The organism is Candidatus Sysuiplasma jiujiangense (assembly GCA_019721075.1).
GTDB lineage: Archaea > Thermoplasmatota > Thermoplasmata > Sysuiplasmatales > Sysuiplasmataceae > Sysuiplasma > Sysuiplasma jiujiangense.
On record JAHEAD010000006.1, the window covers coordinates 42109 to 62645 of the forward strand.

Consider the following 20537-nt stretch of genomic DNA (forward strand, 5'->3'; position numbering starts at 1 on the left):
CGGAACGGTTTGCCAAACAGGAATGCACTTAAAAAACTGACGGTTACTCCTGAGCTGGGATTTAACCGCAGTGCATTGTGGAATCGACGTTTCCGGATCGCGCCTGGAAACGGTCAAAAGTTTAATTTCATATGAGATCATATTTATGCGCAATGCAGCAGGTAAATCCGCCTTCAAGCCTCAGCGAACTTGAAAAACTGAAGAAGAGAATAGAGGTCAAGCTTCGTGAAACAAAGGGCAGCGTTTCATCCGGGGACAATATTGCAACGCTACAAAAGAGAGCTGTAATGCAATTGCAGCAGCTTTACAAATATCTTCTGAGCGACTTTTCACCGACGCAGTTCAAGGAGATGCACGCCTTTCTGAAGACAAACGGCTTTCCGGAGCTGAGGGATGCGCTCAGAATAAAGCCCGCGAAGATAGCTGAAAAGCTGAAAAGCCCGGTTGAGCACCTGGACTGTGAAGCGTCGAGAAAAAAGCAGCTGACTGCGCTTGTCGACAGGATTGAGGAGACCGTCAATGAGCTTGATGCAGAGATATTCAATTCGTCGAAATTTTCGAAGAAGGAACTTGAACAGCTTGAGGAGCTGGAAGAAATTGACAAAGGGATTGATGAAGTAATGCAGCTTGCAAAGAAAATAGGCGATCTCGAGGAAAAAAGAAAACGCCTGATTTCAAAGGTCCCTTCACCCGAAGGGGAACTCGATGTTGTGAAGGTCATCGAACAGCGCATCATGGAAAGGCGGAGGGAGCTTGACGGTGAAATAGCCGAGAGGGAAAGACGGCTTGATGAGCTGGAAGCAGAAGAGCTGGAGGCCATGAACAACCTGAAGCTCTTCCTGCATTCTGCCGGAACGCTGCTCGATCCTATCGTAAGGATACTGCCGCGTATCAGATCTTTGACAAGCGACGTAGTCAAGTCGGGAGGGAGCGATATAACCTCCTGGGACGTCGAGGTCGCTCTTAAGAACCTGCCCAGGTTTTTCAAGAACATTGAAACGGAAGATCCGCTGAAGACAATCGGTTTTGACAGGGTGCAGGAAGCACTTGACTATATAATAAGGCACAATGAAGCGATAACGGACTACAACAGGGTTCTGAGGATAAGGGAAAGCAGGGAGGAACTCAACGAAAGTCTCTACAGGCTGAGGGAAATGAGGATAAAACTTGACGGGAGGGAAGAGCAGCTGTACGAGGAGTCCAGCCTGGGGCAGGAGATCGAAAAGAACCTGGCAGCCCTCAAATCAGCCGAACAGGATTTGAATCAAAGCGTGGACGAGCTAAGGGAGGCTCTGTCCGATCTCGGCATAAGCGAAGATTCGTGGTCGCTCGATGTACTGAACGGACGTCTTGAAAGGATTTTCAGGAAATTCTGACCCGGACTAATCTATTTTGAGCAGGGACCTGAATATGCCCGCAGTCCTGCCTTTCCTCATGCCTGACGACCTCTCCTCTTTGACCCTGGCGCCCTCTATGTGTAGCGCGGACAGGAAAAGGATCCCGGAAACGATCCATATCGATGAAAAGAGAAAATCACTCATGTACCCGGATATTTCCGTTACCAGTCCGGCAAGCAGCGAGCCAAGTATCGAACCTACTCCCATCGACGAATTGTAGAGCCCGATGGCCTCCCCTCTTGTATGCGGGTCGGCCATCCCGGCGACTATTGCCTGGCCTGTGACACTGATTATTGCCCAGCAGAAACCCATCATTGAGTTCAGTATTATCATCGCCGCCAGGACTTCAATGCCATTTGAGAGGAAAAGAGGAATCAGGAAGAAAAGCGGTATGAGCACCACTCTTGAGGAGCAGGCAAGCGCCTGCAGCCATTTTTCGCCTATCCTGCAGGAAAGCCTTGAGACGCTGCCGTAGGTGAGCGTTGAGGATAACGAACTTGCAATGTATATGATGAACACGTATGACTCTGTCATGTGGAAGCGTTTTCCAAGAAAATCCACAAGATAGTTTGGAAAGACAACATAGAAGCTGGTGAAGCCAGTCGTTATGAGGATGGTTACCAGAAAATAGAACCACATCCTCCTTCCCAGCTCAAGCCTTTCCTCATGCGAGGGGGTGGAGAGCCTGACGAATGAACTCACCCTGGCGGGCAGGTATTTCGCCCTCTCATTGGCACGCAGCGGTATGTCCGCAATGGCATTCCTGTGCTGATGCGCATGATTTTTCCTTTCCCTGGCTCCATCCTCCCTGATAAGGAAGGATGCAAGCACTGTCCCGGCAAAAGCCATCACGCCGACCAGTGCGAAGAATATGCGCATGTACATGGCGCCTGGAGGAAGGAGATCGAACCAGATCGCGCCCAGCAGCAGTCCTGACAGATATCCTGCACCACCAAGCTTGCTGAATTTTCCTATCAGGGAAGGCCACATCCCCCTGGGCGTCTGCTCTATGAGAAGCGCAGTACCTGCCGGTGCGCTTGCAGTGTACAGGAGTCCGAGTATGAAATTTGCGGCGAAGAAGGTGGCAAAGTTCAGGCTCATTGCCATGACGAACAGCGAAATTGCCAGGCCCGCAAAACCCTCTATCACGAAGAGCTTTCTGAGGTGCAGGTGATCCGATAGATTCCCCCATATGATGTAAGCGGGTATCGATGCAATTGAAGTCGCGGCCGTCACAAGTCCGACCTGGACAACATTGCCGTAGAATGCAATCACGACAAACAGAGGAATCAGCGGAGCTGTCCCGCCGTTCGGTATATTTGTAATGAAAAATGAATAAAACCACCTGAACTGCCGTGACATGGAGTCCATGCACCCATCCCGCGTCCTGTGACGGATGCACCTTTATTTATTTCTTGTTGCCCTCCACCGGCTCACAGTTAGGCGCTGCGGACAGCCGTATCCGGTGGCGGAGCATGTCCTTTGGGGAAGCGTCGCGCAATCGAATTTCGGCCCGGCGCACGTTCCGTTTCCATGCCAAACTTATAACTGCACGACAGATACACCTTCCGATGCCGTTATATCTTCTCAGGTACGCCGAACTCGGACTCAAAAGTGACAGGGTAAGGAAAAGATTCCTGAACAAACTGATAGACAACATCGAAACCCGTTTTATCCGGGCTGGCATCGAATGCATAGTCACCTCGGACAGGGGCAGGGTCTTCGTCATGTCGGATGAAGGTTCAGTGGCCAGGGACATCATAAGCCACACATTCGGCATCGTGTCTTTCAGTGAAGTCACTGAGCTGCCCCTGGATCTTCGGAAGATTTCGGAAAAGGTCTCGGAACACGCCTCCCTGGTCCTGAGGAGCGGGAATTCCTTTGCTATACGGGCGAGGCGATCGGGCGGCCAGAAGTTCACAAGCGTAGACATTGCAAGGGAATGCGGTTCAAGGATACTGAAGGATCATGGCAATCTCGGAATAACCGTTGACCTTGAGCACCCGGACGTCGAAATATTCGTGGAGGCGAGGGAAAAGGCCGCTTATCTTTTCACCAAATCCGAGAGTGGTCCGGGCGGACTGCCTCTCGGAACGCAGGGGAAGGTAGCCTGCCTCGTCAGCTCAAGCGACGAGCTGCCGCTCCCCTGGCTTATGATGAGAAGGGGATGCGATGTAGTGATCGGCCTCACCGGCAAGGTCGATCTTGCGTCTCTGGCAAAATGGTCCGCAGATATTGATGCGGAAACACTCGAAAGACCGGGCGACATTCTTGCCCTTGCTGCTGGAAAGGGGTGCAGCGGCATTGCACTTCCCGGAAACGGAAGCAGTTATCCTGAGGGCATGGGCGGAAAACACGGTTTTGCCGTATTCTATCCGCTTGCAGGACTCAGCAGCTCCGAAATAAAAAAACTGATGGGCAAAATTGCCTGATCACTTGCCCTTTCTGTCGTTCGCCCTTATAGACGGGCGAACTTTCTCGACGCCCTTTCCCTTCCATCTGAGGCCACGTCCCATCGTGCCGGCGGAAGTCAGCCCGCGGAATGCCCTTCCTGAATGGGCCTGGTTGGATATCCAGTTGAGATTCTTGTCGCTTAGAACGGACGGGTTGTACGGATCGACAAGTATTACCTCATACCACTTGTGCATGCCGTCCTGTCCAACCTGATATGAATTGAGCACCTCCATATTCGGATAGCGGCGCTGGACTCTCTCTTCGGCCATCCTCTGTATATTTTTCTTCATGGTTATCCGGAGTATACCCTTCCTCTTCGCCCTTCTTCCCTTTGCGATACGTCTCTTCCTGAGTCCTCCCCTTCTGACCCTCACCCTGACGAGGGTGACACCCTGTTTTGCCTTGTAGCCCATGGAGCGTGCCTTGTCGAGTCTCGTCGGATGATCAATGCGCCTGTAGTTCTCCTCCTTCCTCCAGCTTATGAGTCTCTCCCACTCCGTGTCGCCCAGCGCCTTTGAAAGGGATTTCTTCCTGAAAGAGCCGATATGCGCGTACATGCTCCTCCCCCTGCCGGACTCGAGTTTCACAATCGGCGGGAGCTCCCTTTCCTTACCGGCAGCCGTTCCTGAATCCCTGCCGTGCCGCTGCTCTGCAATCCTTTTCGGAGTCTTTGCCCTGTAAACAGTTTCTTCCGTCTGCGCTGTAACTTCATCCGTTTTAGCTGCAGTGATTTCCTTTTCAGCCGCCTGCTTCTTTGCCTTCCTGGACTTCTTCTCTGCCGCCGCTGTTTTCGACTTCGCCTCTCCGGCAGGTTCCTCCGTTTGGGATGATTTGTGTGAACGTCGTGTTCCGGCTGTCTTCTTCTGCTTTTTGGATTCCAGTTTGTCGTCTGCCATTTGTGACACCGAATTGATTTAAGACTTGTAAATGCTGTTTGAAATTTCCCGTATTATAAATAACTTGGCAACAGCCGTTCCGCCGCAGGCATGTTTCGCCTGAAGCGTGCACAGCGCGGGACAGCCTTCTGCAGGATCAGAAGAAATCCTCCAGCCTGACCTTTGATGCTGTCCTGTTGCCCGCTATTGTCTTTTCCGTCTTCAGTTCGTCAAAAAGTGTGGACTGCTTCGAACCGCTAAGGAGGCTGTCTTCATCCATTCCGAACACTTCCGTAACCCTGGAAAGTGTCTGGGCGACCCTTGACGCATAATAAGCATAATCCGGGGTAAAGCTGAATTCCCTCCCAACTATGAAAGGTTCCACCTGCTGCGGAGACCTCCTGCTGTTGACTACAATCCATGAAACCTTCATGCCCGGAATGAATTCCTCTCCCATTGCCATAAGCTTCTTTGCCGTCTGCACGGGCACCTGTGTGCTTTCGTCCTTGTACTCGGCAAAGGGCCTGCATGTCCGTGAAATAACGAGCTTCTCCTTTGGGACATTTCCGCTCAGCACATCGTTAACGAGTTTCCTTGACAGCTTCACTGCCCCTTCCGTGTTGCCTCCAAGTATCTCCTCAAAAACAGCAGAAAGACACTCGCTCTGATAGTCAAAGGAATCTGTCCGGCGTATTTCATATCCCCTGACAATCAGTCCCTCCTCGGGCCATACCTGCCTGCCCACATACCTCTTCTTCTTTCCGTGGGAAAATAGCGGTTCTATAACTTCCTCGAATTCAAGCGTGGCGCCCTGCCTGGAAAAGCGTTCGCTTATCTTCCTGCCGAATTCAATGGTCCCTTCCAGGTTCTCGGCAGGACTCTTGAAAAAGACAGAATCTGTGTCGCTGTATATGACAGAGGTCCCCTCCTTCTCCAGCTGCTCTATCACGCCTTTTGTGGTTTCCCTCGCAAATGCGGTGATGCTCCCGCCTATCGAAACATTGGTGAACCTGTAGAAAGAGGAGGCAAGGACGCCATAGAATGAATTCATCAGTATCTTCACCGCCTGCTGAAGCCCGTCAAGATATTCGTATTCGTCCTTTCCGGAGGCTCTCTTCATCTTCTCCTTGATGCTGTCCCTCTGCTGCATGAGCTGTGCGAGCAGTGAGGGAATGACGCCCCTGCGCTCGTCCGGCGTGAGGAAGCGTACACCCGTCGGGCTGACAATGCTGCCGCTGCTGTTCAGTGTTGTGAAACAGATATTTTTCGCTATTATGAGGGAGGGATACATGCTCTTGAAATCGAGTACGCCCACCCAGTGATAAAGCCCCGGAGCTATGCTGTGGACATATCCACCTTCGATCCTGTCCTCCTCTGAATCCATGTACCTGGATGTCATAGGTGTTGCAATACCCTCCCTGTCGGCGGCCCTGATAAGCAGCGAGTCGACGAGCTGAGAAGCTCCGCTGTTGAGTGAGTCGTCGAGAGGAAGTTTGGAAACAGTGGCCATGTCCATTCCCCTGGTCAGTGTTCTTGTCTTCTCCAGTATACGCAGTGCCAGTTCCGCATCCTTCGCACAGTAGTCGAGAACCCTTTCCCTGTTCTCTTTCCATTCCTCGTCTATTCTCAGCCTGTTTACATCCATCTTCTCTTCGTTGAGTAGTTCCCTTGCAACGGCGTTAAGCGTTTCCTGCTTGGGGTGGAACTGCTTCTTCATGTGCCACCATGCATCAGCTATGATTCTGCCGTTGCATCTCCAGAACCTGTTGCTTACCTGCCTGACGTCGTCCCCGTCCCTCCCCCATGCCTTCCGCTCGATCCCCCTGTGCCTGCACCGCTCGTTTATCTTCGGTATGTCAAAACCGTCGATATTGTAACCTGTAATGACGTCGGGGTCTATCCTTGAAACAGCGCTGAAAAATTCGGCAAGCATCTTCTTCTCATCATCGTTGTATATCTTCTCCCTGATTATGCTGCCGTCTTTCCTGTATGCAAGGCATATGCACCAGATATTGCCTTCCTTGATGCTTGTTTCGATATCAAAGCTCAGAACACGAAGTGCAGGCATGAAGTCTTCCGTGTCCTCGAACCTGTCGCCTTCAATCACGATATCGCAGGTGTATCGCCTGGCCGTTGCACCGTCAGCCATTTTTCCGTGCACGCGGCAGCAGGCCGCTATGTCCTTGTCGTAGATGAATCTGTGTGCGAACGGTATGTCCGCTGCTGCAACCTCTACAACCCCCTTCAGCCTTTCCCTGAATTCCGGTACCGTCCAGGGGAATTTCACAGTAACTATCGCACCACCCGTCTTTTCCCCCCTGTGCATGAATTCCCTCTGCTCGATGCCTATGACATCGTCCCTCGTTGCGAGTGCCTCCCTCGCGCGGGACACGTCACCCAAAATCTGGAAATACGGCCTGAATCCGGAATACCTCACGGCCGCTGACCTTCCGTCCCTGGTCTTGCCGTATAACTCTACAGTGACGCCGTCACCCGAGTCTCTCCTGTAGGTCGCGGTCAGAAGTCTGATGTCCCATTCATCTTCGGATTGCATCGTCACATCCAAGGCAGCGATATCATATAATCTTTGACCTGCCAGCTGCCGGATAAATTTAGCGTCGCATGGCAGGCACCGGCATCTGCGCCCTCTTGCATTTCATGGTTGACACGTCGATGTCTTTAGAGGTCCGCCTCTATCATCAGTTACTCTGCGAACCGGCTAACAACGCACTATGTGCGACCTACGCAGCTCAGCTCCTTCGTGCGACTATCTTTATCACGTCTCCGTCGGCAAGCAAATAGTCGTGGCCCACGGGTTTCTTTGTCTTTGCGTTTATTGCGGTTATGTAATTTTTGCCTATTTCGGTGTGAATCATAAACGCAAGATCCTGCGGTCCGCTGCCCTTCCGCACGAGAAGAGCGTCCGGCAGCACCATGCCGTCCTTGTTCGTCAGCCTGTTTTCATCCTCAACCGGATAGACAGAAATGAGCGAGAGCAGCGCGAATGCAGTCTCCTCGATTGCCCTTTGCACCCCCGTGTCCGCTGCCGAGAGGAAAGAGTGTATTCTATCAAGCGCCTTTGATTGCCTTTCATTCAGCGACTGTGAAATCAGCCTGAAGTCCCTCTGCCCGGGCACGTAGGAGATGACACCGCTCCTGTCGGCCCTTCTCAACGCGAGCTCATACTCTGCCGAGCACATGATGACAGTATATCCCTGCAGGCTGCGTAGTTTCTTCAGGTTTTCCTCCGGTGCAATGTCGCACTTGTTGGCTGCTATGAGTACGGGTTTGCTTATTTTCCTGATCGCGTCGGAAAGCGAATAGAGATCGCTGTCTGACCAAAGTGACGGGTCCTGGGCAAGTCCGCTCATTCTCAGCGCCGCCGATATGTCGCTCTGCCTCACACCCAGTCCGCTCAGTCTCTCCTGGAGCATAGCCTCCACCTTGAGCCCCTCCAGATGGATCTTCTTCGCCGTCTTCTGGAAGTTCTTGTCCAGAATGCTCTTTATCCACATCGTCAGTTCGCGCTCGAGGAACCGCACATCCTCAACCGGATCCCTTGTGCCGACAGGAACCTGGTTCCCGTCTGCGTCTGTCCCGCCGCTCGCATCGACGACATGGATGAGCGCGTCAGCCTGCCTGAGCTCATCGAGAAAGGCGTTGCCTAGGCCCTTGCCCTGCCATGCGTCAGGCACAAGGCCGGCAACATCGAGAAGTTCCACAGGAATGAACCGTGTGCCGTCTATGCATCTTGCATTGTTCGGATTGCATCTGACGCCGAAAAATGTTTCCGGGCAGGGCCTCCTGACAAAGCCGACTCCCCTGTTTGCCTTTATCGTTGTAAACGGATATGGTGCTATGTCCACGGATGCCATTGTGGCTGCTGAGAAGAATGTGCTTTTGCCGACGTTCGGCTTGCCTACGATGCCTATCTGCATGGCAATCTACCGGAAGAGCAGTCAACACTTATTCATTTCGCAGGAGGGGGGCAAGGCGCTCATTGCCCGACATCCACTTCACAAGTTCCCCGATCTGCTTCACGTCGAGCTCCTCTATCCTGCGCGTGCCGAACGGAATTCCGTCCAGATCGACTCCACCCCTGACTGTCTTCCTTAGTATGGAGGCTATCGTCTTTCTCCTCTGGGAGAAAAGTAAGGCAGCAGCCCTCTCGTATTCGGGCCATCTTTTCACCCCCCTGATCGCAGCGAAACGCAGGACCGAGGAATCGACGTCGGGCTGCGGATAGAAATGCGTGTGGCCGACATCGAACAGCAGTTCTATATGATTTGAGCGCTGGAGGACGGCAGCCATCCTTGAATATTCGGCTGTAAAAGGCGGCGCGACCACTCTCAGAGCCATCTCCTTCTGTATCATGAAGAGTCCCCTCTTCATTCCAGAATTGACCAGCCTGAATATCAGCTGCGATGAAACGGAATACGGCAGATTCCCTATCGCAACGTCAAACTTCGGCAGTTTAGCGTCCATTGCATCTCCTTCAACCACTTCCACAGCATCGCCGAACTTCTCCCTGAGATATATTGCCAGTCTCTGGTCGTTTTCGATTGCAACAACCCTGCGTGCCTTCTGCACTATCCGTTCTGTCAGCACGCCGAGTCCTGGCCCGATCTCAAGCACCGTGTCCTTGGACCTTATCCGCGCGCTTTCAATCTCCCTGTCGGCTATGCTTTCGTCAATGAGGAATGTCTGGCCGAAGCGTTTCGAAGGGTAAATTCCCAGTTCCATCAGGAGCTGCCTGACAGTCCTAACCGACAGCAGAACATCCCCCGTTCATCGGGCCACAAAAAGCCTGTATTTCTGGTCTCTGTTTGACAGTTCCTCCACAATGCGCCTGGCAATAAGCTTGGCCGGATTGTGCAGTGTGGGAACCCTTTTTTCCAGATCTGCCAGGCTCCTGAATTTCTCCTTCTTTCTCTCTTCGATTATGGCCCACATTGTCTTGTTACCGAGGCCGGGTAGAAGCTCAAGCGTGTGAAGACGGGTTGTTATCGGCTGTGCCTCGTTGAAAAATCTGACGAATCTTGTTTCGTTGTCAAGCACGATCTGTTCGAGCGTGTGCGGCAGTTCCGACTGACTGTTGGATGTGAGCTCGTCATACGACAGCCTTCTCTTCACATGTATGATGTGCTGTCTGAGATTCATCTCCTTCCCTATGTATACCTTTTCGCCCGGCGAAATGACCACACCCTGCCTGGGGACAAGTTCGAATAGCTTGAACTCTTCAGACCCTATGGCATAGCTCGTGGGCTCATGTTTGAAGCTCCTTTCAGAAGGGGAGCCCTGTGGCAGGTAATCAAGTATGTAGGCATAATCTTCCAAATGCAAACACCTGCCTACATATATTTTCGAACAGCCTCAATGATCTGTTCAATCTGCTTCTTTTCAGGGGTAAGGCGTTCTTTGGAAAATATGAGCCTGACATCTTCCGGCGTCGTCGGAAGCAGGTCTATGATCTTGACCGCATTCTGTTCGCTGCCGAAGCCGATTTCAGTCAGCTCTTTCCTAAGCTTCTTCACGCTCTCAATATCCAGCTTTGCAAATTTCTGCGCGTGTTCCAGGGCGACCTTATGTTCGGATGAAAGCTCACGCTGCTTCTCTTCCTTTGTCAGAAGTTGCTTTACCTCTGCAAGCGTGATGTACTTTGTGTCGGCCACGTGGCTCACTTCGCTTTCATGAGGTGAACGGCATCCGATAATATAACTTTCTCCTTTCCGCCGTCGACTATCCTTACCCTGTAAGTTCTTCCCTGCATGCCTATGACGACACCCGTCCTTCCCTGGAATCGCAGATGCGGGGCCCCATCTCTAATGCTCGGCTCGATCTTGATGGATACCCTTTCCCCTTCCTCGAACCTGCGTATAATCCTGGCGACCGGCGGCATGCCCCTCTCTCTCGGGCTCTTGCTCAGTATCCCTCTCGAACGTCTTCTAAGTCCTTTAGATGCCTTTACCATTGCTCACCAGCTCCAGTTGAAACTTCCAGGACATCGAGCGAAACAATCCGGCACTCCAGACCGAGGGCACCCGATATGTTCGGCACAGTCCTGCCTTCATCCCCTGTGACAAACTCCTTTATATATGTGCCGGATTGGGCCGTGACCTGGACAGTAGCTTCATCGCCGTCGAATTCAAGCAGTCTGCAGTCGATAAGCCTTCTTTCCCTGACAACATCGGCCCTTCTGTGCACAACCCTCAGCGGTGTCCTCTGTGCGATCATCTTTCCGCTGAATTCCGAGATGAGGTCAACAAGTTTCTCTTTATTAATTTTGCCGAGAATCCGGAAACGGACAACATAACTCTTGGACGGTGTTGCCGCCTTAAGTCCAACAACCTCTGTCTTGGATGAATACCTGAGCGCACTGACCTCCACGCGCGGTTTCGATTCGGCATTGATTGTCGCCTCCAGTGCTTCAAGGTCAAGGTATCGTCTTCTGGGTCTTGAAATTTCGAGTATGAAAGGGCGGCCTTCGCCGAGCATCACTGCATCTATGTCCTCTCTTCCCATGCCGTGGAAATAGTGAGAGGATCCGCCGGTCTCCCTAATCACCGGTGCAGCGATGATCTCCTCAACGCTCGTTTCATACATCTTCCCCAGTCCGCCGCAGTGGCTGCAGCCCTTGCCATGGCATTTTCTGCATGGCCATTTGGTCTGCGGTATTCCCCTGACGTACTTCCTGTATCGCCCGTAGATGAAGATGGAAGAAGGCTCAAGGAGGTAAGTCATGAATGGCAAATCCACTATTATCAGCATATCCGGTGAACTGATTTTGCCCTCCCTGCCGGTAATCGATGCAATCCTGAGGCCGAGCTCCCTGTTGATCTCCACTTTTATTGAATGACCGATTTCAACATCCATGAGCGCCGCAACTTCCTCCTCCCTTGCCAACATTCCAAATTCAAGTCTGCTGCCTGCCCAGAATGTACTGTATTCCCAGTTCTTCAGTTCCTCCACAGGGAGCAGTGCGGCGGCGTCAAGCGAATTGAAAACGCCCCTGCATATGTAACATCCGCCACTGTCCCGCCCGATGATATTGAGCCTGTTGAATGCCTGCCCCGGGAGGGCGGAGCCGCCTGTGAGACGGTCAAAACACCTTTCGCATATTGATAAGATCGCAGGGCTTGCCGCAGCCGCATACGAATCCGCCGCTATCCCCGCCGTCTTCGCTGCCTGAGGTGCCGATGCCGGACGCCCTCCGTCAGGCATCATACATCACTGTCCCGCCATTCCGGCTGGCCGTAATAGGCGAGTTCGCGGAGTTTCAGCTCCCTCTGCCTGCGTTCAAGAAAGTGGAAGACGGCAGAATGCTCGCTCCCCCTGAGAAGCATGTCGATTCCGCTCCTTGCAAGTTCGAGCTCGACGGGATCGCCTATTATAGCAACTGTGTCTCCCTGTATGGATATCAGCGTTTCAGTCAAATTCTCTATAGTTTCCCTCGACCTGCCCTGCCTTCCTATCAGCCTGCCGCGCATCCTCTGCACACGATTTTTCCTTCCCCCGACATAATCGGTGATGTTTATCACCTCAAGAAAAATGTCTTCCCGCAGCAGTCTGGCAGCCCTGTCCGGTGCAAAGCCTCTTGCAATGGCATTCACATAAGACGCCACTTTCAGCTCCATGACAGGGTCAGGTGACACCCTACCGTCCACCTCCACGTATCCCTCGGAAGAGTCGACTGAAATCGAGACGCCGGTCTCCTCCTCGACCTTCTTCTTAAGCGTTCCGTCCTTTCCCAGGATAACGCCTATCCTCTCCCTGGGTATTCTAAGATACTGCAAGCTTTTTCTCTCCCGTAAGTTTTTTCAGCACAGCAGAAGGTTCGTCCACAGTTGCACCCCTGGATCTGAAGAATCGGCTGACGTTTCTCAGGTCGCGCAGCAGATACTCCTGAGCGCCGGGATGCCTGGACGAAACTGCCTGACCGCAGTCTATGACATAAGCCTTCTTTTCATGGACCATGACGTTGTATTCGCTGAGATCGGCATGGACAATATTTGCCTTTCTGTATGCTACGTCTATAAATTGCATGACCTGCCGGTAGTACTCCTCCGCCTGCTTTTCGGTGAGTGCGCAATTCCTGATCAGCGGTGCAGGCCCGCGCTCCGTACCGAGGTAGGACATTACGATCACGTTTCCGCGGCAGGCAATGGGATAAGGTACAGAGGCGCCCGCCTCCCTGAGCCTGGCAAGATTCAGGAATTCCCTCTTGGCCCACGCATAGATTGTCTTCGAGAAGCTGCCTTTCAGGCCGCTGAAATGAATATCGCCTTCGGTGTATCTTGCGAGCGATTTGAAGGTTGCATTGGATATTCTGTATATTTTCATCGCTACGGCCTCCCCTTCCGAAGAGCTGCACTTGAAGACGCCTCCCTCCTTTCCGGTCGCGACCGGAAAATCGACTGTTTCCACAACCCCTGAATTCATGAGCGCGTAGACATTCATAAGAGTCCTGTTGTCAAAAAACTGATCGTATACTTTTCGATCTTCCGCTCCCTTTATCCTCTTCTCGAAGGGCTCAAGGAGCCTCTCCAGATGCCCTTCCCTCACTCCTGCCATTCCTTTTTATGCTCCTGAAACGCCAATGAACCAGCTGTCATAATACATCTCCGGTAGGAACATTTCGGTCAGCAAGATAAACTGCTGAAGCGATCGGCTGCTTATGGGCAGGATACCGGCGCCGGGCGGATTCCCCCGTGCACTGGCACTGTTCCGGCACCCTAAGGGCGCTGCTGAAATTCATGTGAATATGTTTATGCCTGAAGGAATCATCTTTCTTCTGCTGAGGTATGACGACTGGGTTTTCGTGTACCTGTAAAGTATGTCCGCCTTGTCTTCCTGGAAATCCCAAGGTTTGACTATTACGAGATCGCCCTCACGTATCCACATCTTCTTTTTGATTTTGCCGGGAATCCTACCCATCCTTGCCTTGCCGTCGGCGCACTGCACCCTGATTCTGGAACCGCCAAGCAGCTGATCCGCGACCGCCAGCATCTCTCCATTCTTCTTTCTTGGTAGAGGAACGCGCATATAATTGTCTGTGCCTTCCTCCCCTTCGACTATGGCTTCACTCCTGCTTTCGAATCTCTGCTGCCTTTCCCTGTTGCTTTTTATACTCAAGTAAATTCTCCATGTTTTGACATTAGTAAATTGGACTGAATTAAATATATTGCTGTCTTAAAACACGCCGGTAAGCGCAGGAAAAGTCATAAAGGGAAATGATCGTCTGCGAATAACAGTTAGCATATCTTTCTGCTTCCACATAAGTTATCATGCTAAGATTTGCCTTTCCATTGTGCCTTTGGGCAGACGCAGGCGGTCAATTGCAGCGAGCGGAGGCAGGTTGCATTGCGTTTTATTGAGTTCCGTTTCTTTATTCGGAGGTATTTCATGCGTCACCGGCGTTATGACGGCCTAACGCGCATTTACGTGGTCAGGAAGGTGTAATGGTTATTATATAGAAAGCGGAATCAGCCAGCATGGAGAAAATTCGGGGGATTCTCAGTGCCGCAGTTGTGGTTTTTGTGATTTTATCGGTAGCTCCACTCTATGTTAGTGCCACCCAGGCAGCAGGGCAGCGATTGGAAGAAATGAACGCACCGGCATCATCGACAACGGGTGCCTTCGCGCTTACCTCATATTTCACATCCGGCGGAAATTATGCCAGTTACGGATGGCAGCTCTACAGCGGAAACGGGAAAAGGGACTCAATATCGGCGGGTACAGCCTATTTTGGCGAACCGTCACTATCTGTTTCCGATTCTGAACTCATAAACACAAACGGCGTCATTACGGGGGATCAGTTCATTTCGTTCCAGGTTGCTGTCAATGCCGGGAAAGGCACGGCAATGTTCGCTATTGTGAACGGCAACAGCCAGCCCATTGCCACAGTGGGCGTCATGGGCAGCAGTGTCTACGGCGGCACGAACACCCAGGATCTGAAACTGCTGGGAACCGCTCCGTCGCAGTCCGTGTATCCCGGCGGGTGGCTGTACATAACAGCGAACGTAATGAACAGCAGCACACAGAAGACCTTCAGCTGGACAATGCAGCTCTTTGTTGACGGCTCAAATACGGTATTTGCGAATCTCTCTGTGCCGAACGCCTACCAGTATGCCGGAATCGCTCTCATCAATCAGAAACATACTGCCGTTTATTTTACCGACATTGTTTTCACAACTTATGAGATACCGATATATCTGCCAGGGTACAATCCCATGGAAGGGTACGGACAGGGTTCCGGATTGCTCGTAAGTCTTCTGCCAGCATTTACCATCCTCCATGCGAATATGACACTGAACAGCTGGAATGTTCCAGAAAATAATATATTGAGTTTCCAGATAAATGCGATGAATTACTACGGTACAACAACATCATCCTGTGTCGGCTTCTTCCAGCTGGGAGTTGATATCAACCAGAACATGCACATCGCCCCGTGGTACGTTGAAGGCACAAACTGTATAGCACACTACTTCCTTTCCTCCAACAACCCGGCACCCCAGTACGGTTTCGAGGCACAGCCGAACTCCACCCTCTCGCTCAGTATAATCATCAACCAGAACAGCACGCTCTCATTCCAGATAATCTATTTCGGATCGGGCGTTACTAAATATTTCAATGCAACAATTGCCTACAGCGGGACAGACTTCTATTCCACATACACACAGCTGGAATTCCAGCCTTCATCTAACTACCCAATCAATGACTACTACTTCAACGGAAGTCTCTACAACATAGCATACGGTAGCAGCATGTCGTCGATGCAGACACTGAACGGTGGCTATATGCTGCCATTCATACTCAACGCGCCGCCTACCTGGAGTTTCGCTTACTACCAGAGCAGCATATCGGGATACCAGCAGATAGGATGAATGCGCACAATCTCCTCGGGTTACCAAAAGCAAATCTCTTCAAACCCTATTTTATCAAATGATTTTTTACCTGTCAGCCATGGACAATCGCTCTGAATCGGGCGGCTGATCGACCGACAAATCAATATGCCGCAGCGGCATCCCCAATTATGTCTGTAAGACGGGTAATAATAATTGGCGGGGATGCAGCCGGAATGAGCGCTGCATCCAGGGTAAGGAAACGGCTGCCGGATGCGGAGGTTGTTGTTTATGAGGCCGGAGGGTATGTCTCATATTCCGCGTGCGGCATGCCATTCCATGTGGCAGGCGTTGTCAGTGAATTCGCCAGCCTGCTGCACTATCCGGTGGAAAAATTTGAAAAGGAGCGGAGGATCCAAATCAGGCTGCACAGCAGGGTCACGGAAATAGACACGGAAAAGAAGGTGATCAGGTTTCTCAGCAACGGTGTCCCGGAGCAGGACCATTTTGACAGACTTATTATTGCTACGGGCGCCAGCCCGAAGGTACCGCCTGATCTTGCGGGACTGAATGCTGTAAGGACTCTCCGCACGTTAAACGACCTTGATGCATTCGAAGAACTCGCAAACCGTGCTTCGCACATCACGATTGTCGGCGCAGGCTATATCGGCCTTGAACTCTCCGAATCCTTCAGGATGCTTGGTAAAGATGTAAGGATTCTTCAGAGGTCTGACAGAATACTGAGGGGATACGATGCCGAACTGTCAAAGCAGATCGTCGACGAGGTTGTCGGCAACGGGATTCGCATCGATTTCAAAACCGAAATTGAAAAGGTCGAGGAACGCGGAACTGCCGTCCGTATCCGGACGAAGGACGGGAGCGAATTTGACACAGACATGATTGTTGCTGCGACCGGTGTTACGCCCAACAGTGCGCTGGCTTCCTCGGCGGGCATTGCGCTCGGCGCTTCCGGCGCAATCAGGGTCAATGAATATATGGAAACCAGTGCTCCGGGAATTTTTGCCGCAGGGGACGTTGCAACAACTTTCAATATGATTACAGGTGAAAGCATTTACATGCCTCTGGCTACGGGCTCCAACAAGTCGGGCAGGGTTGCCGGGGAGAATGCGGCGGGGGGAAGGGTAAGGTGGTCAGGTGTTGCAGGTACTGAAGTGGTAAAGGTCTTTTCGCTTGAAGTGGGGCGCACAGGAATTGATGAGAATGAGGCGGTGTCGCACGGATTCGAACCTGTTTCATCGACGATAACATCCACAACACGATCTGCATATTATCCGGGCGCAGGCCCGCTGACAATACGGCTGATGGCGGACAGGAAGTCGCACAGATTTCTGGGTGGCAACATCATCGGGAAGGAGGGGGTAGCAAAGAGGCTGGACGTCCTTGCAACCGCAATAGCAGCAGGCATGACGGTGGATCAGCTGGTGACTGTGGATTATTCGTATTCACCTCCCTTTGCGCCCGCCTGGGAACCCATCGGAGTGGCAGCCGATGTTCTGTCGGGCAAGCTGCACGATCAAGCGGCTGGCTGAGGCTGTTTATGCCGTTCAAGTGTCCTGCAGTCGTTAAGTTAATTTAGGGGCAAACCATAGAAAAACACCGCAACAAAGGCCGGATACCCTTAACAAACAGGTGATGACATCCTTAACCCTGGCCGGTGAAACGAGAAAGAAAGGCGTTGGAAATAACTTCATTGTTGAATATCCTAGGAGGAAAGACGGTACGCATCATAAGTTCCCGGCATCTGCTCAGGCTGGTTAAATTTTCGATATCAGGCACAACCGGCTTTCTTGCTTTCGAATTCATACTTGTCGCGGGCCTGGCTGTTTATGGCGTCACTCACATTCTGGCCGTTGACGCTGCCGCATGGATTGTCGGAACATCCGTCGCTTTTTTTGCGGATGAATACTGGACATTCCACAACAGGAGCCGGATACAATCCGGAAACCTGTCGGCACTTTTATACAGACTTGGTCTTTTCCAGCTTGCCAGTTCACTTACAAATGCGATCGTGATATTCTGCCAGCTTCTGCTTCTGTTTTCATTCGGACTACCTGCTTTTGCAGGAACGGCTTTGGGAGGAGCACTGACGTTTCCGCTCAGCTACAGACTGAGCGAATCGGTTGTATGGAAGGCGATCCTGCAGGGCCAGTAAACAGACCTCGAACTGGACTGACTTCCACATGAAACGCAGCTTGTCATCATCACAGTAATGATCCGTTGCCCGACATAATAAAGATGCAAGCGCTGAGAGCTTCAGATCAGCAGGCGATGCATGAAAATCGGATTTATCCGGATTCATCCTCTTTCTGCAGAATAGATGTGGCGTCTCATATCCCTGTGATCAGGCGTTTTTCTGACGAAGCCATTGCCAATCAGATAGGCAATGGCCTTCTGGACTGTTCTTCGCTGAAGACCCGTTATAGACATCATTCTGGTCTGATCCATTGAGCCGTGTGTTTGCAGAACGTGATAGATGAAGAGTGCAGCCGGACTGGCGCCCTGCACAGGATTTTCCACGAGGGCGCCAAGCGTGTCTCCCCTAAGACCCAGTCTCTGTGTGGCAAGAGCCCCAATGCTTTCCGCTGAGACATTGCCGAGATTTACCTTCGGACCAAGCTTCAGGATGAGTTCAGTCTGCTGTCTTTCCTGTGGGGCTTCAAACATAAGTTTGTCTTCAGGACATGAATCTCTGATCCTCTCCACCCAGTCCCATTTTATCTCACCGCTGTCATCATAGATTTCCACGCTCCTTCCGGTTTCTCTTCCCTCTATGATGACGAGATCACCGCCCAAATCCATCATTTGTGAAATGCGGTCAATAGTCTCCTCCAGGCTGAGCTGACTTTTCGGATTTTTTCTTCCAACTTCGGTATGCAGCCTCAACCCCGATGATCTGACAAATTCCGCGATCTCCCTCTTTATGTGGCGCGGTATCTCCACAACCCCTTCGCTGAGCTCAATCGTGTCAAAGCCAACGCGTGCGATGCCGTCAAGGGCCTTCATGTATTTGCCCTTCGACACCGCTATTTCGAGCATCGTGCCGCCGCTGGAAACAGTTACTCCCGCCTTTTTGAAAGACTCTATTCTGGAGCGGAGCGTTTCTTCATCAAGGATATAAGAGAGTCCCCATCCGATTTTCACACAATCGACAAAGCCGTGAAGCATGCGGACAGAGTCTACAGTTCCCTGAAGATATCTGTCAAGCACCATTGTTTTTCCTGCTGACCTAGCACCATCCAAGCATGGGATTTCGGTGATTTCAGCCAAAAAATACGACAATAATTCACCAGTTTATGCTATAATATATGAATTTAAGAACCTTTGTATTCGAATAAATGAACATAATTATTCATATTACAAGCTATTTTTACGCATTCTGTATCTGTTATATATGGCCGTTTTTGTTCCAAATTGGACATGGAAAAGACAAAATTCGCCGGAAAAGAAGAGAATATGGATGCGCTTGCTCTGCTTAAGTGGGCCGACAGGGAATACGGACCGGATGCAGTGTTTGCATGCAGCTTTGGTGCAGAGGATATGGTGATATTTGACATGCTGGCTTGCCTTCAGTCTCGCATCCTGATTGTCACTCTGGATACTGGAAGACTTAATCAGGAAACCTACAACCTCATCGAAGAGGTGCGTAAACGTTACGGCATAGGTATACAGCACATATACCCTGATCAGGACGAGCTCGGAAGCATGGTTTCCGAACATGGGCCAAACCTGTTCTTTGAATCAGTGGAGAAGAGGAGGATGTGCTGCCATGTTAGAAAAGTTGCACCTCTGAACAGACTGCTCTCCGGAAAGAAAGCATGGGTTACCGGAATCAGGAGGGATCAGCTGTTCACCAGATCAAATTCTGCGAAGGTGCAGGAAGATCATGAAAGGGGAGGCATTGCAAAAATCGCGCCGCTGGCAGACTGGACCTACGAAATGGTGTGGAAATACATCAGAGAAAAAGGCATTCCGTACAACAGGCTCTTTGACAGGGGTTACACGAGCATCGGCTGTGAACCCTGCACCCGTGCCGTAAAGGCTGGTGAAGATCCGAGGGCAGGAAGATGGTACTGGGAAGCAGGCATAAAGGAATGCGGACTGCATCATGCTGCGATGACCGGAAAGGAGTAGCCTGAATACGGAGATGTCCGGCAGGATGCCGGACTGCAGGCAGGGACACAAGGAAGAGACGCCTATAGGCTTGTCATGGCGATGAGATTGGGGCATAACACCACTGTCCTGGAGTCATTTTGAGCAGATTATGCCATGTTCCCTTGCACATCGCAGCCGTCCTGATCCTGTCCTCTCCTCGCGCTGTATCCTCCAACCTGTGGTTCTCTTGTCTGCGGAGAACTCGGATTCTCAGTTCTCCCTCCTGTGGTATTCGGAAAGGAACTCCATCGGCGCATCCATGAGCCTGCCGATGAGTTCCTTCCATGCCGGCGATCCCCTGATTGTTGTGTTGCTTCTGGGTATTACGAACACCTTTGTTCCTTCAGAGAAGTCGTCCAGTGTGTACTGTGTGCAGTAATACTGGTCGAGGCGGATGCTCCCGGCATCCGTCAGCGTGATCCCGAGCATCTTGTGTGTGTCGCGGTGTGCATGTTTCTCCGATTTCACGCCCACACCGTATGCTACGTAGAGTTGTAGAGTTTTGTGCCCAGGTCGAGTATTGCGAATGCATATTCGAAGAGTCTGTGGTCGAGAGTTGTCTTTATGCAGTTGCAGTTCTTGCGCATAGTTCGGTAGTGTCGTGTGATTGGCAGTGAGTAGCCGGTGCCGTCGCCGGTCAGGTTGCCTCTGACGTGCTTAAGTCTGATCTTTACGATCATGGAGACTGTGTGAAAATCAAATTCCGGAAGTAATTGGATTTTACACAGGACAGCTACACATGTTTGTGAGGAATTATGTTCTGTTGCCGTGCCTATATGGAAAGGGGTAACAGGGGT

The 20537-nt window shown here is 51.5% G+C and carries 21 protein-coding genes; 6 read left to right on the plus strand and 15 right to left on the minus strand.

Going from position 1 to position 20537, the window contains the following annotated elements; all coding sequences use genetic code 11:
• Nucleotides 1-152 precede the first annotated feature (152 nt).
• Entirely contained in the window at nucleotides 153-1376 is a 1224-nt protein-coding gene (locus tag KIS29_04950) for a hypothetical protein (GenBank protein ID MBX8639668.1), read from the plus strand.
• 6 nt (nucleotides 1377-1382) lie between these two features.
• Here the strand turns inward: KIS29_04950 and KIS29_04955 are convergent, their stop codons facing one another.
• The gene (locus tag KIS29_04955; protein ID MBX8639669.1) at nucleotides 1383-2768 is read right to left on the minus strand and encodes an MFS transporter; all 1386 of its coding nucleotides are present in this window, start codon (nucleotides 2766-2768) and stop codon (nucleotides 1383-1385) included.
• Nucleotides 2769-2968: 200 nt separating this feature from the next.
• On the opposite strand from KIS29_04955, the gene KIS29_04960 reads away from it, so the two are divergent.
• The gene (locus KIS29_04960; GenBank protein MBX8639670.1) at nucleotides 2969-3829 is read left to right on the plus strand and encodes a hypothetical protein; all 861 of its coding nucleotides are present in this window, start codon (nucleotides 2969-2971) and stop codon (nucleotides 3827-3829) included.
• Here KIS29_04960 and KIS29_04965 read toward each other — a convergent pair whose 3' ends face one another.
• The 11 genes from KIS29_04965 to eif1A form a co-directional block, all read right to left on the minus strand.
• Nucleotides 3830-4408 carry a 50S ribosomal protein L15e gene (locus tag KIS29_04965; protein MBX8639671.1) on the minus strand — a complete coding sequence of 193 codons (579 nt, stop codon included), beginning with the start codon at nucleotides 4406-4408 and terminating at the stop codon, nucleotides 3830-3832.
• 475 nt (nucleotides 4409-4883) lie between these two features.
• The gene (locus KIS29_04970; protein MBX8639672.1) at nucleotides 4884-7280 is read right to left on the minus strand and encodes a ribonuclease H-like domain-containing protein; all 2397 of its coding nucleotides are present in this window, start codon (nucleotides 7278-7280) and stop codon (nucleotides 4884-4886) included.
• A 196-nt stretch (nucleotides 7281-7476) separates the two neighbouring features.
• A complete protein-coding gene (locus KIS29_04975; GenBank protein MBX8639673.1) occupies nucleotides 7477-8670 on the minus strand; it encodes a redox-regulated ATPase YchF in 1194 nt (397 codons plus the stop codon).
• A 22-nt stretch (nucleotides 8671-8692) separates the two neighbouring features.
• Nucleotides 8693-9469 (minus strand): ribosomal RNA small subunit methyltransferase A, encoded by a 777-nt coding sequence (gene rsmA / locus KIS29_04980; protein MBX8639674.1) that lies wholly within the window; start codon nucleotides 9467-9469, stop codon nucleotides 8693-8695.
• Nucleotides 9470-9514: 45 nt separating this feature from the next.
• Nucleotides 9515-10063, minus strand: coding sequence for a DUF655 domain-containing protein (locus KIS29_04985; protein MBX8639675.1), 549 nt, complete (start codon nucleotides 10061-10063; stop codon nucleotides 9515-9517).
• Between the two features lie 14 nt (nucleotides 10064-10077).
• On the minus strand, nucleotides 10078-10398 hold the full coding sequence (locus tag KIS29_04990; protein MBX8639676.1) for an RNA polymerase Rpb4 family protein: 321 nt from the start codon (nucleotides 10396-10398) through the stop codon (nucleotides 10078-10080).
• A gap of 5 nt (nucleotides 10399-10403) precedes the next feature.
• On the minus strand, nucleotides 10404-10697 hold the full coding sequence (locus tag KIS29_04995; GenBank protein MBX8639677.1) for a 50S ribosomal protein L21e: 294 nt from the start codon (nucleotides 10695-10697) through the stop codon (nucleotides 10404-10406).
• A complete protein-coding gene (locus KIS29_05000) occupies nucleotides 10691-11950 on the minus strand; it encodes a tRNA pseudouridine(54/55) synthase Pus10 (GenBank protein MBX8639678.1) in 1260 nt (419 codons plus the stop codon). The genes KIS29_04995 and KIS29_05000 overlap by 7 nt, the downstream gene beginning before the upstream one ends.
• Nucleotides 11947-12519 carry a KH domain-containing protein gene (locus tag KIS29_05005; GenBank protein MBX8639679.1) on the minus strand — a complete coding sequence of 191 codons (573 nt, stop codon included), beginning with the start codon at nucleotides 12517-12519 and terminating at the stop codon, nucleotides 11947-11949. The genes KIS29_05000 and KIS29_05005 overlap by 4 nt, the downstream gene beginning before the upstream one ends.
• Nucleotides 12506-13297 carry a serine protein kinase RIO gene (locus tag KIS29_05010; GenBank protein MBX8639680.1) on the minus strand — a complete coding sequence of 264 codons (792 nt, stop codon included), beginning with the start codon at nucleotides 13295-13297 and terminating at the stop codon, nucleotides 12506-12508. The genes KIS29_05005 and KIS29_05010 overlap by 14 nt, the downstream gene beginning before the upstream one ends.
• Nucleotides 13298-13477: 180 nt before the next feature.
• Nucleotides 13478-13801: a translation initiation factor eIF-1A gene (eif1A, locus tag KIS29_05015; GenBank protein ID MBX8639681.1), complete on the minus strand. Its 324-nt coding sequence runs from the start codon at nucleotides 13799-13801 to the stop codon at nucleotides 13478-13480.
• A gap of 416 nt (nucleotides 13802-14217) precedes the next feature.
• On the opposite strand from eif1A, the gene KIS29_05020 reads away from it, so the two are divergent.
• The 3 genes from KIS29_05020 (at nucleotide 14218) to KIS29_05030 (ending at nucleotide 17740) form a co-directional block, all read left to right on the plus strand.
• Nucleotides 14218-15609 carry a hypothetical protein gene (locus tag KIS29_05020; GenBank protein MBX8639682.1) on the plus strand — a complete coding sequence of 464 codons (1392 nt, stop codon included), beginning with the start codon at nucleotides 14218-14220 and terminating at the stop codon, nucleotides 15607-15609.
• A 149-nt stretch (nucleotides 15610-15758) separates the two neighbouring features.
• Nucleotides 15759-17117, plus strand: coding sequence for an FAD-dependent oxidoreductase (locus KIS29_05025; GenBank protein ID MBX8639683.1), 1359 nt, complete (start codon nucleotides 15759-15761; stop codon nucleotides 17115-17117).
• A 164-nt stretch (nucleotides 17118-17281) separates the two neighbouring features.
• A complete protein-coding gene (locus KIS29_05030; protein MBX8639684.1) occupies nucleotides 17282-17740 on the plus strand; it encodes a GtrA family protein in 459 nt (152 codons plus the stop codon).
• A gap of 143 nt (nucleotides 17741-17883) precedes the next feature.
• Here the strand turns inward: KIS29_05030 and KIS29_05035 are convergent, their stop codons facing one another.
• The gene (locus KIS29_05035) at nucleotides 17884-18798 is read right to left on the minus strand and encodes a phosphosulfolactate synthase (GenBank protein MBX8639685.1); all 915 of its coding nucleotides are present in this window, start codon (nucleotides 18796-18798) and stop codon (nucleotides 17884-17886) included.
• A gap of 207 nt (nucleotides 18799-19005) precedes the next feature.
• Between KIS29_05035 and KIS29_05040 the strand changes: the two genes are divergently transcribed.
• The gene (locus KIS29_05040) at nucleotides 19006-19719 is read left to right on the plus strand and encodes a phosphoadenylyl-sulfate reductase (GenBank protein ID MBX8639686.1); all 714 of its coding nucleotides are present in this window, start codon (nucleotides 19006-19008) and stop codon (nucleotides 19717-19719) included.
• A gap of 231 nt (nucleotides 19720-19950) precedes the next feature.
• Here the strand turns inward: KIS29_05040 and KIS29_05045 are convergent, their stop codons facing one another.
• Nucleotides 19951-20208 carry a hypothetical protein gene (locus KIS29_05045; protein ID MBX8639687.1) on the minus strand — a complete coding sequence of 86 codons (258 nt, stop codon included), beginning with the start codon at nucleotides 20206-20208 and terminating at the stop codon, nucleotides 19951-19953.
• Nucleotides 20209-20222: 14 nt separating this feature from the next.
• The gene (locus tag KIS29_05050; GenBank protein MBX8639688.1) at nucleotides 20223-20420 is read right to left on the minus strand and encodes a hypothetical protein; all 198 of its coding nucleotides are present in this window, start codon (nucleotides 20418-20420) and stop codon (nucleotides 20223-20225) included.
• Nucleotides 20421-20537 lie beyond the last annotated feature (117 nt).